Here is a 14,895-nt window from a genome sequence, read left to right as displayed (position 1 = left end):
GACTAATGACTGATGAATAATGACTGATGAATAATTAATAATTAATAATGAATAATTAATAATGAATAATGACTAATCGCTAATGACTAAGTGACCCACCGTTGACCGATTTCGTTGAATTGTGAGGGTAATTACACTAAGTGTGAGGTTAGGCTCACTTTTTCAGAAGCTCCTGTTGCTCGTATGTTGAATTAGTGAGGCTAAACTCACTACCGATGAAGCTTCCCTCATGGGGAATGAGGTTTACCTCACAATACAGAAAGTTGCACGTTGGATTATTGTTATTAATGAGATTAGCCTCACTAAACAGTGAGTTACCCTCATTACCTCCATAAACACGTCTACTCACGAGAGACTTTTCTAGTTATAGATGGGTTATTATACGTGTCAGCAGCTTGTTCGGTGAGCAGTAATCCCGCTTAAGAACCATGGTCCTTAAGTTGCCTTTCTTTATTGTCCGTCAGTTTCCCCCAGAAACCAAAAAGCGCCGGACGCAGAATCGAAACTATCATCCAACATGGATGACGTAACAATTACGCGACCAGCACTTATATAGGGTAAAAAACATTTGTTAGAGACTTCGGGCAATTCCTTGATACTTCGCAATGATCAGAACAGCAAAAGCTATTTGTTAGGATATATATCGTTTGATAGAGTGTATGCTGCTTAGCAGAATATATTTCGTTTCGCAGAATGTTGCTGCTTAGCAGAATATATTTCGTTTCGTAGAATGTTGCTGCTTAGAAGTATATATACCGTTTGATACAGTGTATGCTGCTTAGCAGGATATATATTTCATAATCCTCCGCTTGTTCAATGCATTCTGCAGCAATCCAATACAAGGTCCTGTGAGCACTACCGATAACACCGTCACAATACCTACGACACCTCCCAATGAGAGTCCGATGACAGTATATAACGCATCAGTTAATATCCGAATTCTCTTGTATGGAATACTTGTCATATCCGAAATGATAAGACCCACGCTGTCCGCAGGACTGGCACCGAGCTGAGGGGAAATATAAAGATAGACACCGAATGCCAAAAAGATAGTACCCGTAAACGCTAGAGTCAGCTTCAACCACAGTGAAAGATCAGTACCGATTAACGGCCCAAGCATGTGATTGAAAACATCCAACAGTGGGCCTGCAATGATCAGCGACAAAATGAGAGAAACATTAATATATTTCCTCTTAAAAATGATTAAAAGAACGACAATGATGGAATTCAGCAGCAAATTTGCCTGTCCATAACTGATTCCTAGCTGTTTGTGTACAGCAATTGCGAACACCTGGTAAGGATCTGCACCCATATCGATCTTGTAGAACAGGGAAGCACTGAAACAAGTAATGGCAATACCTATGATGCTGATCAAAATTTTGATGATATATTGTTTTGTGAGTACTTTTTTCAATGTGCCCTTACCGTCCTGTCTTCAAGATAAATAGTTGATTACCAAATGAAAAAACCGTTTCCTTTTAACCTAGTAACAGCTTCGAGCAGAAAATAATCACCATAAATGATAGGCACATGCGTTTCCTCTTCACGATGATAGGCTACTGTACCTCCACCAACAATGCCGTCAGTTTCTACATTCCAATCACAGTAACTTTCTTCGATTGCTCTTAATATGGACAAAGCCCCATGGATATACAGCTGCTTTTCGTATTCCCCTACATGCTCACTGATCTCCAGCATTCCACAGGCAGCGCATACACCAGCGGTTGTATCCCACTGTTCTGGCTGCGTTGGTGCTCGGAAATCAACACGAGGGATATATCCCGTTTGCGAGATATTAGCTAAAAAATAATGTGCCGCGCTCTTAGCAATATCGAGATAACGAAGATCACCTGTATGGCGGTAGTTCAGAGAAAACCCGTAAATCGTCCATGCCTGTCCCCTAGACCAAGAGGAACCTGAGGCATATCCTTGGCCGGCAGGATGTTCAAGTAATTGCCCATGCATGGGATCCAATACAGCGACATGATGAGCGGAACCGTCTGGGCGAATTAAACAATTAATCGTAGTGTCGATATGGTTTTTCGCCACATGCAAATATCTCGGGTCTTCACTTTCCTTGGCTGCCCAATACAATAAGGGAAGATTCATCATACAGTCGATGATCATCCAGCCTGGGCGATTTTCGTTCCAAGCAGAGATATATCGACCATTAATGTTGTAGCGTCCAGCCAGCAGATTGGCTGCGTGCATAGCACGCAGCTTAGCAGTTTCGTTGCCCGTCAGACGATAATTTGCTACAGCCGTATGCAGCCACATAAAACCTACATCGTGGTGCAAGCCATTAAATTCGATCATGGCAACATCCAACCGCTGCTCTACACCAACCGCTGATTTTCGATATTTTTCGTCGCCGGTCGCTGCATACATCTGCCATAAAATACCTGCCCAGAAGCCATTCGTCCAAAACGAAATATCTTGCTCACCATAATCCTGACATGTTCCATCGATAGGAATATAGGGAATTTTATCTCCCATTCGATCACATTCCTGCGAAAGCTTAGTTAGGAGCTTCTCATAAACAGTATTGACCCAGTTTCTTTCCGATGAGCTGATAGGATAAGACATGTTACTCTTCCTTTTCAATTCAAATTATAGTCAGCTCCGTGTATAACCGACTGTATGCCATGGTAATAGTAGACAATGTCTCCTATTCTTCGAACTTACCGATCAAGTATCTTCCAATGTCAGCTACATGAGCAGTCATTGTTTTACGAAGCTCAACTGGCAACGGGCTGGAAAATGCTTGAATTTCATATGTGAAATCACCTTTATAGTTGATTTCTTTGAGAACACGCATCATTTGATGCCAATCTACGTGACCATAAAACGGTGCCAAATGCTCATCTGCATGACCGTGATTGTCCGCAATATGAGTCGACTTAAGTCGTGAACCAATCTTGCGCAGCTCAGCAGCTTGGTCTCTTACACTAAGGTTGGCATGACCGAAATCCCAGCATATGCCAACGTTCGAACGATTGAAGGCGTCCGCTAGCTCGGCTAGATCTTCTCCATTGCACGCATATACATATTCATTGTCCCATTGCACCATATTTTCAAGTGATAGCCCGTAACCTAGCTTTTTAGCCTCGTCCAGCATAGGACCGTAATAGTCCAAATTCAGCTGCAAATAATCTTGTCTCGAATAATTCGGCTTGTGCTGATGTAACGGGTGAGTTACTGCCCATTCTGCTCCAAGTACACCCGAGCAAACGATAGAGCGCTGTACTAGCTCTCTTTCCCAGCCGTGATCAGTAATTCGCGGATCATTCGGATCATACATATGCAGATGAGTTTGCGAGAAGGTTACACCCAGCTCATCTGCGAATTTCTTAAATTGACATATATGCTCATACCAGTCATCTTGTGCAATAGGACGACCTGGTCTACCCTGATCGCAGAAGTTATAGTCAAAAACCTTGAAACCCGCTTCTAGACCCTGCTCTAGACAGCTTTCAGGTGAAATAACTCCAAACTCGTCAAATACTTTGTCCAATAAATTTGTTGAAGTGGATAAACGCATAGTGTAGTCCTCCTTTTAGTAGAAGAAAAAAAATGAATGCGCACCTGACAGCTCTTGCTGGGGTACGCATTCATTATTAAAGATATCCTCGATAGGAACAACCTTGAAAATCAATGTTCTATCACCATAATTATTCAATATCAAATTCCGTCCGATGAATCGGCAGGTTAACCATAATCCGTGTTCCTTCTCCTAGCTTCGAGGTGATACGCACACCAAATTCCTCGCCGTAATAAAGTTTTAAGCGATGGTGTGCACTTGCAAGACCAAAGTGCTTTCTGTTGACATTAATATCATAATCACGCACATAATCCATTAAAGCATTCAGCGCTTCCTCCGTCATACCATTCCCATTATCCTCCACTACGAATAAAAGCTCCTGCCCTTCAATATACCCCTTAATCGTAATATGTCCTTGCTTCCGACCCTTGAAGCCATGCTTAAAGCAGTTTTCTACAAGCGGCTGAAGAATAAACGATGGCACCATTTGCTGTTGAATCTCTTCCTGAAACTCAACAGTAAACGTAATAAGATCGTCCTTCAAAAACGATTCCAGCTTGCAATATGAGATCAGCTCAGCCCCCATATCCAAGACGCTAATAAACTCTTTGCTCTCATGAAGTGTATGATGCAGAAACGTGGAGAAATCTTGAATAATGTCGGTAGCTTTGTTATAGTCTTTAAACTTCATCGTCCAAATAATTGAATCTAAAATATTGTAAATGAAATGCGGATTAATGCTGTTGCGATATACACGCAGCTGCGTTTCTTTCTTATATAACCCTGCCTTATAAACCTCGTCAATTAAGTGGTCAATTCGCTGGACCATGTCATCCAAGCTCTGAAACAAGTAGGAAAATTCATCCTTTCGGTCAGTCTTAAAAACCACTTTTTCATTGCTATTCTGACGATACTTTTTGATCATAGCAGAAAGCTGATAAATCGGGGCTGTTACATGATCCAACACGCGATAAATAAAGATCAGCATCGCAACAGAAAACAGAAATGTAATGAAGAGAAGCAGGCTTCGAATTTTATAAATGCCAGAGAAAACCTCTTTCTCGAGCAGCAGTTTCGTATATTTCCAGCCGTATTTTTCCGATTCACCGCTAATTACAATATACGACTGATCATCAATCATTACCCGCTCTCCAGTTGGTACGCCTTGGATCTTCACCATAACCGACGCGGGATCATCGTTGTTGCTATTGACGACAACCTCATTGTTTTGGTCACTAATTATTTGAATAGAATTAGGGTATACATTATCCTTCACTAATATTTCCTTAAACGAATATTGCAGCATATTCACAGAAAGCATTGCCACTGCATCTTCAAAATAATTTTTTTTCACTCGCCCGGCAAGTGCTACGAGAGGAACAGAGCCGGTAGTAAGATCCCGGGTATGGATCAGTCCTGGCTTTTTCAGCTCCTCTCTAGTGAAGCCCTCCACCCAATAGCCGCTTTTATGCTTCACAATACTGGATTCCTCTGTAGAAACGATCACACCGCTCCGAATATCTTTTAAATAAATGGAGTAAGCCTTGTAATTCGTAGAAAACAAAATATTTTCAAGCTTGGTTAAAATTTTATTATAGTTAATTTCATCTGGCTCTTTGGCTAATTCTTTAATTATTTCTTCATCAAAAGCAATTGCATAGTAGGCCTGATCCAAGTATTTAAACTGATCATCAATCTGCTTAATAGCAAAGTTGATTTCCAAATTAGCAGTATGGATCGCTTTTTTCTGTAGGTCCGATTCTATGATGTTATAGACAATGATGCCTGAAACAGCCATTGTAATTGTAAAGAAAGCAATAATGGTGAAGTAGGTTTTCCATTTGATTGAATAGAACATAGGCACTCCTTACGGCTAGCCAACACTAGGTGAATTTTTAATCTGATACTCCTTGGGCGTCATTCCCATATATTTTTTGAAAAGAAAATAGAAATTTTTCTGTTCCAGTCCTATCCGAGCACAAACATCACCAATTTTAGCGTGAGGAGTGGACAGATGCTTCTTCGCCAGCTCAATCCGATATAGATTCATATATTCCGTATATCCGATTTGGTAGTCCTCCTTAAAGGCTTTACTCAGATAGACATAGCTCGTATTTAATTTGTTCGCTATAAACTTTAAACTCAAACCTACCTCCTCTATATGATCCAAGGAATAAGACAAGGCCAGCTTTACAATCGGACGTATTTTTTGCGTTTTATTTTTCTTAACCTCGCTCGAAATAGACCTCATGCTTTCTTTCATATAGCTTTGCAGCTCTGCAAGACAAGTAATGAGCTCGAAATCTGCCATCACGGTCTCAGGTGCATATGCATCAGCGTGGACCGACAGCTCTGACGTTAATCTAGAAATGCTTTCACTGCATTGATTAATCATATGAGTAATGCTGCTGTTACCGGCCTTCCACTTCGTAGACATCTTGTCGATGTATTCTGCTGCCTCAACATCCCATTCTGCTTCCATACATTTAATTAAATAAGAGGAATCCAGATAGAGCGTACTGTCCTTCTTCTTTTCAACCTGCAGGTCTTCCCGTATTCGTTCATAGAAGGTGACCATTTCTAAACTGTGCAGAAAACCATAACGATAGGCCTGTAGCGCACTTTCGTAAGATGCTTTCAGCTCGGCAGTCGTACCGACGTTTATTCCTACACCGATACGAACCTTTTTGCTAAATTTAAAGATTTTGTAAAGGTCTTCAAAATATATTCTGTCAAGAGGCTTGTCATCAAAGATGACCCCGGTGAGCAATGTCCCGCATTGCAGCAGCATAATCTTCTTTCCTGAGCTAGCTACCTCTTCCTTTAATCTGCGCATAGAAATACGTTCTCCATACCCCCGAATCACAAATGCAGTAGCTCGAGTAAAGTCCAGCTCACTTTGCAACGTTTCAAATGCTTGCTCCAGCATGGAAGGATCTACTGCTCTGTTCATGAGATAGGCTTCCATCGTAGTTGAAAGCTCCTGCAAAGTCACTAATGAGGCAAGGGCATGAACCTCTCGATCCTTCTTGATTTGATGAGTAGCATGACGTACTTTGTCTAGCAGCTCCTTCTCTACAATTGGCTTTAACACATATGAGAAAACACCTAATTGAATCGCCTGATGGGCATAGGAAAACCGCTCGTATGCACTAATAATAATGATTTTGGTCTGAGGCATTCGCTCGTGAATATAAGCTGAAAGCTCCATTCCGTTTCCGTTCTCCATCTCAATATCTGTAATGACAATGTGGACCTTATTGTGACTTAAAAATTCAATTGCCGAATGCCCGCTGTCAAAGGCCCCTACAACACGTGCGTTAATGGATTCCCAATCTATGAGCTGGACAAGCCCTTCTCGGGTTATTTTCTTGTCCTCTACGATTACAATATCAAACATTACCTTCTCCTCCGATCGAATAGCCATAGAGATGAACCCTTATAAAATGATCACCCATTTAGTATACATTGCAACATAGCTCATTCTAAGCATACCTTTGTTAACGCAGTGTAATTGTTTTTAAAGCGCTTTCAATAAGTCGGTTGATTTTCAGGATGTTACGTTAATGTTGTGGATTGTGAGGGTAAAAGGCAATTTGTTAAGCTTCAAGTGAAAAGTCGGGGAAGCAAATACAAAAGAGGAGATGGAAGTTATACGTACTAGCAAATCTGAGGCATACCTATCCTTGCAACCACAAAAATCGAAAATAGCTTCGATCTTTCGGAACATGTACAAACAACGACAGCTGTTTATTATTATGGCCATCCCACTGGCATTATATTTACTCTTTGAATATCTCCCTATGCTCAAGCTGCGTTGGGCGTTTACCAATTTCGGAGAGGTTCCTGCATCGCAGGTTTCCTATGTCGGTCTAGATAATTTCATAAGACTAATCAACTCCGCGTCATTCATGAATGCTTTCAAGAACACGATTATAATTAGCTTGATGAAGCTCTTATTCGGCTTTCCAATTCCTATTATTGTGGCGTTGATGCTGAACGAAATCAATTCAAAGCTGTTCAAAAAATCAGTGCAGACCATTATTTATTTCCCGCATTTCCTATCATGGGTTGTAATCGGAAGCATTTGGTTCCTTATTCTAGCTCCTCAAAACAGTATAAACTCGCAGCTTGCCACTCTGATAGGAGTGGAACCCACCTACTGGTTCGCCAGCAAGGAGCATATTCGAGAGCTGCTCGTATTAACTGATATTTGGGCAGGAGCTGGCTACTCAGCTATTGTCTACCTGGCTGCAATTACTTCTGTTGATCCAACTCTATACGAGGCAGCCAAGGTGGACGGTGCGGGCAAGCTATCACAAATATGGAATATCACATTAGCATCAATTCGCCCCACCATCGTTATTATGCTTATTTTCCAGCTTGGAAAAATACTTAACATATTCGACCAGGTGCTTATTATGGCAGCTCCTGTAGTATATGAGACAGCCGATGTTATTCAAACCTATGCCTACAGAACAGGGATTAGTGAAATGAGGATTGGATACGGTATGGCTGTCAGTATCTTTAAGGCTGCAATTGGATTTACGCTTGTGCTGATTACTAATAAAATCGCTAAAAAGATTAATGATGAAGGTGTATTTTAAGCTAGAAAGGAGAGTGTAGACATTGCTTATTAAACAGACTCTTGAGGAAAAGATAGTAAAAATAATATCCTACGTCGTGATGGGATTATGCGCATTGAGTGTGCTGCTTCCGATCATGTATATTTTTCAGCTCACCTTTTCAACCTCATCCGATGCGTCATTCCGCATATTCCCTAGAGGCTTTACTCTAGATCATTATAGATATGTATTGGAAAATGAGCTCATTCAGGGACCGTTTTTAAATTCCTTGTTCGTAACCGGATGCAGTGTTATTGTGTCCATGGTGCTAACTATTGGAATTGCGTACCCTCTCTCCAGAAGAGAGCTTGTAGGCAGAAGATTTCTGAACTTTATTATTGTACTCCCCATGCTCCTTAGCTTAGGGTTTCTGCCCAAATATTTGCTTGTAAAGGACTTAGGGCTGCTTAATTCTTTCTCGGCACTTATCTTTCCAGCTGCGTTGAATACCTTTAATATTCTTATTATGCGAAATTTTTTGGAGAGCATTCCGTCTTCACTGGTTGAGAGCGCTCGAATTGACGGCTGCTCGGAGATCAAAATCTTATTCAAAATCATACTGCCTCTATCAACTGCTGCAATAGCAACGGTCGGATTGTTTTATATGATGGCCTCATGGAACAGCTATTTGGAGGTCATCCTCTATATTAGTGAGCCTAAGATGCATACGTTACAGGTTGTCTTACGCACCTTAGTTATGGAAAACTCGTTGGATTCGACCAGTACGGATCAGACGCTATTAAAAAACATTCAATATACGACGATTGTTGTAGCATTAATTCCAGTTATGATTGTTTATCCATTCCTACAAAAATATTTTGTAAAAGGTGTACTGATTGGCTCTGTAAAGGGTTAATCCAAAAATAACAATTAGAGGTGGAGCAAAATGAAAAAAGTCAAAACTACTCTCGCAATTCTTTTAACCAGCACAATGGTATTATCAGCCTGCGGTTCCAAAAGTCCAACTGAAAAGCCTGCGACAGAAGGGGCAGCTAAGGAAGGAGAGCTAACCTCAATCTCGTTCCTAACTAAGGATTATTATTCTAATCCCGATGTAGCACAAATGTTATCCGATCAGTTTAAGAGCAAAACGGGCGTTGATCTAGAAATTAAGCATGTTCCGCAAAATAACTGGGAGGATAAAGTCACTGCCTCTTTCGTTTCTGGCGACATGCCTGATCTTGCTCGCTTGCCTGCTAATCCGTATCCTTTTGTCAAACAAGATTTTCTAGTACCTCTGGATGATTATATTAATGGCAATGAGAAAGTAAAAGCTATTCTCGATGCTAATCCGAATGTCGTGGAACCATTTAAGTTTTACGGAAAAACATACGGTATCTCTGTTACAAACCAAAAGTATATGAATATGTGGCTGCGTACAGATTGGCTGGCCAAGCTTGGAGTAGAGCAGCCGAAAACGATGGACGAGCTTGTCAACGTACTGACTTTATTTCGTGACAGTGATCTAGACAACAACGGACAGAAGGATACAATCCCTTTGACCCTCTCTGCAGTGCTGAAGGATCAAGATATGTTCGCTGCTTATTTCAACACTCGCAACCAGATTTACATGAAGGATGGCAAGGCTGTTGTACCATTCCTGACGCCGGAATATAAAGAATATCTTGATTTTATGAAGAAGCTCTACAGTGAGAAACTAATTGATCTTGAAATGCCAACAAACACGAGCTACGGTGCAGTTAGAACGAAATTCATAAATGGTGAAGCTGGAGCGATCATTATGTGGGATGATATTTATGACTCGCTCAAGGCTGGCTTAGATGAAAACTTCAAGGGAGCGGATCTATCTTATGTCAAACCGTTTGAAGGTGAAAAGGGTGTATTCGGACTATCGTACTTTGAAGCCGACTCCCCAATCGGTATTACGAGCGCAAGCAAATATCCTAAGGAGACGTTTGATGCCTTCTTCACTTGGCTGCTAACGGATCCAGAAGCAATTATTGCAACTAGCCGCGGTTTTGAAGGCTATCACTATGATCTAGTTGATGGCGCACTTGTTGCGAATGTGGATAATGGTGGTGTCGGCTTCCGTGGGCAGTCATTCCCGCCACTTGATCGAGACTTTAAATATCCATTCAAATTTGATCATGACACTCAAGGCGAATATGAGAACATTATCGAAATTGCAAAAATAGGCGAAACCTATAAAGATCAAGTAGTGACAAACCTGCCATCCAGCGAGTTTGCCCTCTACAGCAACGTTGTAGGTGATCTTAAAGCGAAAGTAACGGATCTATTCCACAATTATGTCATGGGCAAGCTTGATTACGATGGCTACACAGCTAACTTTACGAATTATGCCAAAGAAATCGACCTTCAAGCTGTCATTGACGAAATCAATAAATAAAACGAAAGGGGAAGAGTGGCATTGTACAACCAAGCTATTCTTCCCTCCTTCTTTCTAATAACGGAGGTGCAGCATGCTAAAAGAGCTAGTGTATGAAACAACCGCATCTGGCCATGTAAGAACGAAGCCTTTTCCAGTTCTCCCCTTAAAGCAGTTTGTCCCCTTTCCCCGCTATGAGCAGCGAGAGCTATGGGCTTCCATCGATGCTCAGATCAGAAATTTAATTATAGAGCAAGCAAAGCCTTACAAAAGCTTTGCCTATCCGATGCTGAAAGCGACTGACTTTATGGAATACTTCAAAAGCGGTGACCGAGCGATCTTTGAAACACCTTATTTTGCTCGCAGGCACGCCCTTTCCACCTTGACGCTAGCGGAGTGCTTTGCAGGCGAAGGCTCCTATTTGACGGATATTATAGATGGCATATGGTGCATCTGCGAGGAAAGCTCCTGGGTCGTTTCTGCTCATAACTTTATCTACGAGCCAGAGCCTATTAATGGAGAGCGTACACTTCCGGACATCGATATGGCTGCACTTGATATATTTGCTGGCGAGACCGGAATGACGCTGGCGATGGTCTACTACCTTCTTAAAGACAAGCTGGATGAGATCGAACCGCTCATTAGTCGTCGAATAAAACGAGAGCTCAAACGCCGAATTATTGACCCCTTTTTGACTAGATATGATTATTGGTGGATGGGTTATAGCGATCGGCGAGATATGAATAACTGGAATCCCTGGTGTGTGGTCAACTGCTTAACCAGCATTTTACTTTGTGAGGAAGACGATGATCTTCGCAAAAGAGCGATTGTCCGTGCAATGGATATGCTGGACTATTACTTGCAAGGGATAGACGAGGACGGTGGCATCGATGAGGGAGCCACTTATTGGGGAAGATCGTGCGGTATGCTGTTAGAAGGACTAGCTCTGGTCGATTATGCGACTGACGGTTTAATTGAAATCTATCAGGAGCCTAAGCTTCGCCATTTTACCGACTATATTCGCAAGCTGTATATTGGCAAGGATTATGTCGTAAACTTTGCGGATGGAAGTGCAAGGTGCAATCCTGCTGCGGAGATTATATATACCGCTGGTATACAGATGAACGATATGCGGCTAGCGGACTTTGGAGCGTATTGCTTTAAGTACCAATTGGACAACAAAACTTTCCCTACACTCTCCCTCTCGAGAGCACTGTCCTCAATTGGTCATTCCCACAGCATGCTGCAAAAAGCAAAGTCTGTTAAATTTGAAACGGAAGCCTATATTGAAAGTCTAGGCATTATGGTAGCACGAGAGACCGAGGAGCCGGATAAAGGTCTGTTCCTCTGCATCAAAGGCGGAAGCAATGGAGACAGTCATAATCATAATGATGTTGGAAATTATGTCGTCTTTTATAATGCCCGTCCAATACTCATTGATATCGGGGTAGAGGTTTATCGCCGAGAGTTTTTCGGCCCAAACCGCTATGATATTTGGACCATGCAATCCCAATATCACAATTTGCCCACCATCAATGGAGTGATGCAGCACGAGGGGGCTGCATACTACGCAGAGCAGGTAAGCTATCATGCGACTGAGCAAATAGCCAGCATATCGATGGACATTAGCAAATCCTATGAGGAAGAAGCCATGATCAAACACTATATGCGTCATGCATCCCTTGACCGGCAGGCACAAAAGATCATCATCCATGATCGTTATGAGCTAGAACAGAATAAAAGCTTGCTGCATCACTTTATAACTCCTTGTGAAGTAAAACATACTGAAGATGGCATATTGTTCTTATCTGATAACGATGTGGTACAAATGAAATTTGATACGAGCAGCTTTAACGTTCAAATAGAAGAAATCCCGTTAACCGACAGCAAGCTCGTATCCAGCTGGGGCAATAAAATCTTTCGAATTGTACTGGAGCAGAAGTATGTTCCGATAAGTGGAGATACATGGTTTACTATCTCTAAGACAGAAAACTCAGATTTATAGATCGTTTTTCAAGGAAGCCGTCACCTCAAGGGAGCCTTGAAAAACAACTAGAGTTTCTGTATAAAATAATCCAGTACCGCGCCGGTACTGGGTTTGTTACTTTACTCTCACTTCATAAACCCCTTTTAAAGCAGTCCGCTTTAACTACTAACTATCATTCAATCAGGCTTTTGTCCGGAGCGCAAAGTGATTCACTCCATACAAAACAACACAACCCATCACTGCTGCTGGAAGCACCGTCCATAAACCAGCTAGCTTAAAGCCAAAGACCGCGGACCATATTGCCATTGCGGGCAGCAGTAGCCAGAAGCGTGACAAAACCACGGCTCTCTTCTCATCCTTCTCTGACCAAGGAAACTGTGAAATAAATGGTTCTGTGAACCATTGCCTCCATTGCAGGTGCAGCCATGAACTCCCTATCATTGGCAAGGATATAAGTAAGAACGCAGCTATCGGCGCTGGTACCATATTAACCGCGAATGCGGAAGCCGAAATAAAGCCAAACCATACACGTATATGAGTGAAGCCTCGTAAAAAAGCTTTTAATCTCATTTCTGCAAGCATCGTGCTAGCATCTGACTTTCGAAATAAGCGCTGCGAACGACGAAATACAATCGGCCGTCTGAAGCTGATCAGTTTTTTAGACTCAATGACCTGGCTCATCAATAATTCTGTGCTGCGCAAACGCGCTTCGCTTTCATTTTTCACTTCTGCTTCAAACTGTATGCTAGTACGTAAAGTAAAAAATAATAGAACCAAAACTAGCATCATTACGCCAATGATTGATATAGCCAGCCAATTTCTATCGTTTACCCCGGCAATCATAGGAAGGAAATAAATCACTCCAAATAAAATTAAAATTACCGACTCCACTGTCCACTTCCGCCAGCCTTTGAACCTGCCAACCAGTAAATGAAAGCCAAGCGACATTGCCAGACCCGTTAATAGAGTAAATCCAGAGGCCACAGCAAGCTGTTGCAGGGATAGCTGTTCGACTTTTAATAGAAACGGCAGCAGAACCACAAATGGAAGCAATAGAATAATGGCTTTGGATGCCAACATATAGAGTAAACCCCACCGCTTTATTACTTGCAGCCAGTGCAAATGCTGTAGCAGAAATAATCGATCCGCTTCTTCCACAAATATACGCAGTCTGCCAAACATTAGTATTATAAACAGTACGATGGGATATAAAATAGTCCACGGTATTTGGTCTGCCCAATCAGCCATATCCATCCATAGCTCTCTGTAGAGACCTCCGGAAATAAAGAGCCCCGGAATAAGCAGATAGACCCAAACCGTCCAATCCAATACACTTGTCCACGCTCGAAACTGTTCTTTGCCATTGCGTTTCAATCGAATTCTAAACAGCTGACTAGGTGTGATCATCTTGTGCATCCCCCTAAGTCAATGCGTGAAAGCATTCGAATAATGTGGCTTCTTTCGTACATCCCGCTTCGACTCTTACTTGCTCTAGCGAGCCTTGTGCAACAACGGAACCGTTATTGATAAGCACAAAGCTCTTACTGATTCGCTCAGCGGTGTCGAGAATATGTGTAGACATGAGTATGCCGGCACCGCGCTCCCGTTCACCGTCCAGCAGCATAAGGAAGTCGTTTGTTGCACGAGGGTCAAGCCCTACAAACGGTTCATCCACGATATAGATGTCCGGTTCCAGCATAAAGGCAATAATAAGCATAAGTTTTTGCTGCATGCCCTTGGAGAACCGAACGGGATAGTTATGCTTTTCCTCGGTCAATCTGAAACGCTCCAGCAATTTTTCCGCTTTCGTTTCAAATTGGTTTTCCGCCATTTCAAATGCCGATGCCGCCAGCCTCAAATGCTCCCATAACGTTAAATATTCATAAAAGAGCGGTTGCTCTGGCACATAAGCATAACGCTTATTTTTACCGCCAATTTCAATTTCTCCTTTTACATGCGGCATGAGGCCGAGAATCGTTTTAATCGTTGTGCTCTTGCCAGCTCCATTCGGGCCTATTAAGCCTACCAGCTCCCCGGGTGCCACCTGCAGCTCTACTTGACGAATTATTGGCTTATCTTCCTCATAACCGGCCTCTGTTATCGCAACTCGCAGGACATGGTCGGTTAACTTTATGGTTTTATTATCATCTATCATTATGTAAAAATCCGCCCTTCGTTATGACTTAACCAGTATGCTTCTACGAGATTAACTGTTTAAAGTTCCATATATATCCTATATGACGAGCAAATATAAACCTATACATCAATATGGCTGGACACCAACACTAGAGTAAAGGGCTGGTCTTCCCAGCCCCTCCTCATCAAACCGTACGTGAGGTTTTCCCTCATACGGCTTTCCGATGTTCGTCTTTCATGGGCATGCAGATTACAAGAG

Annotated in this window: 11 protein-coding genes; 4 read left to right on the top strand and 7 right to left on the bottom strand. The window is 42.1% G+C overall.

The window, feature by feature from the left end; all coding sequences use genetic code 11:
• Nucleotides 1-778 precede the first annotated feature (778 nt).
• The 5 genes from AC0YN7_RS26355 to AC0YN7_RS26335 all read right to left on the bottom strand — a co-directional run bounded on the left by AC0YN7_RS26355 (nt 779) and on the right by AC0YN7_RS26335 (nt 6,941).
• Nucleotides 779-1,414, bottom strand: coding sequence for a YczE/YyaS/YitT family protein (locus tag AC0YN7_RS26355; RefSeq protein ID WP_475812997.1), 636 nt, complete (start codon nt 1,412-1,414; stop codon nt 779-781).
• A 38-nt stretch (nt 1,415-1,452) separates the two neighbouring features.
• Nucleotides 1,453-2,586: a glycoside hydrolase family 88 protein gene (locus tag AC0YN7_RS26350; protein ID WP_475812996.1), complete on the bottom strand. Its 1,134-nt coding sequence runs from the start codon at nt 2,584-2,586 to the stop codon at nt 1,453-1,455.
• Between the two features lie 82 nt (nt 2,587-2,668).
• Nucleotides 2,669-3,541, bottom strand: coding sequence for a sugar phosphate isomerase/epimerase family protein (locus tag AC0YN7_RS26345; RefSeq protein ID WP_475812995.1), 873 nt, complete (start codon nt 3,539-3,541; stop codon nt 2,669-2,671).
• 130 nt (nt 3,542-3,671) lie between these two features.
• Nucleotides 3,672-5,399 carry a sensor histidine kinase gene (locus tag AC0YN7_RS26340; RefSeq protein WP_475812994.1) on the bottom strand — a complete coding sequence of 576 codons (1,728 nt, stop codon included), beginning with the start codon at nt 5,397-5,399 and terminating at the stop codon, nt 3,672-3,674.
• Nucleotides 5,400-5,414: 15 nt separating this feature from the next.
• Nucleotides 5,415-6,941 (bottom strand): response regulator, encoded by a 1,527-nt coding sequence (locus tag AC0YN7_RS26335; protein WP_475812993.1) that lies wholly within the window; start codon nt 6,939-6,941, stop codon nt 5,415-5,417.
• 328 nt (nt 6,942-7,269) lie between these two features.
• Between AC0YN7_RS26335 and AC0YN7_RS26330 the strand changes: the two genes are divergently transcribed.
• The 4 genes from AC0YN7_RS26330 (at nt 7,270) to AC0YN7_RS26315 (ending at nt 12,518) form a co-directional block, all read left to right on the top strand.
• The gene (locus AC0YN7_RS26330; RefSeq protein WP_475812992.1) at nt 7,270-8,148 is read left to right on the top strand and encodes an ABC transporter permease; all 879 of its coding nucleotides are present in this window, start codon (nt 7,270-7,272) and stop codon (nt 8,146-8,148) included.
• Nucleotides 8,149-8,170: 22 nt separating this feature from the next.
• Nucleotides 8,171-9,022 (top strand): carbohydrate ABC transporter permease, encoded by an 852-nt coding sequence (locus AC0YN7_RS26325; protein WP_475812991.1) that lies wholly within the window; start codon nt 8,171-8,173, stop codon nt 9,020-9,022.
• A gap of 30 nt (nt 9,023-9,052) precedes the next feature.
• A complete protein-coding gene (locus AC0YN7_RS26320) occupies nt 9,053-10,534 on the top strand; it encodes an extracellular solute-binding protein (RefSeq protein WP_475812990.1) in 1,482 nt (493 codons plus the stop codon).
• 73 nt (nt 10,535-10,607) lie between these two features.
• Nucleotides 10,608-12,518 (top strand): heparinase II/III domain-containing protein, encoded by a 1,911-nt coding sequence (locus AC0YN7_RS26315; RefSeq protein ID WP_475812989.1) that lies wholly within the window; start codon nt 10,608-10,610, stop codon nt 12,516-12,518.
• Between the two features lie 162 nt (nt 12,519-12,680).
• Here the strand turns inward: AC0YN7_RS26315 and AC0YN7_RS26310 are convergent, their stop codons facing one another.
• A complete protein-coding gene (locus tag AC0YN7_RS26310) occupies nt 12,681-13,907 on the bottom strand; it encodes an ABC transporter permease (protein WP_475812988.1) in 1,227 nt (408 codons plus the stop codon).
• Nucleotides 13,908-13,920: 13 nt separating this feature from the next.
• On the bottom strand, nt 13,921-14,655 hold the full coding sequence (locus tag AC0YN7_RS26305) for an ABC transporter ATP-binding protein (RefSeq protein ID WP_475812987.1): 735 nt from the start codon (nt 14,653-14,655) through the stop codon (nt 13,921-13,923).
• Nucleotides 14,656-14,895: the final 240 nt, after the last annotated feature.

The organism is Paenibacillus sp. J31R122 (genome assembly GCF_056269185.1).
Note: the sequence above shows the minus strand (reverse complement) of the source record. Positions and strands in the feature narration are given on the sequence as shown.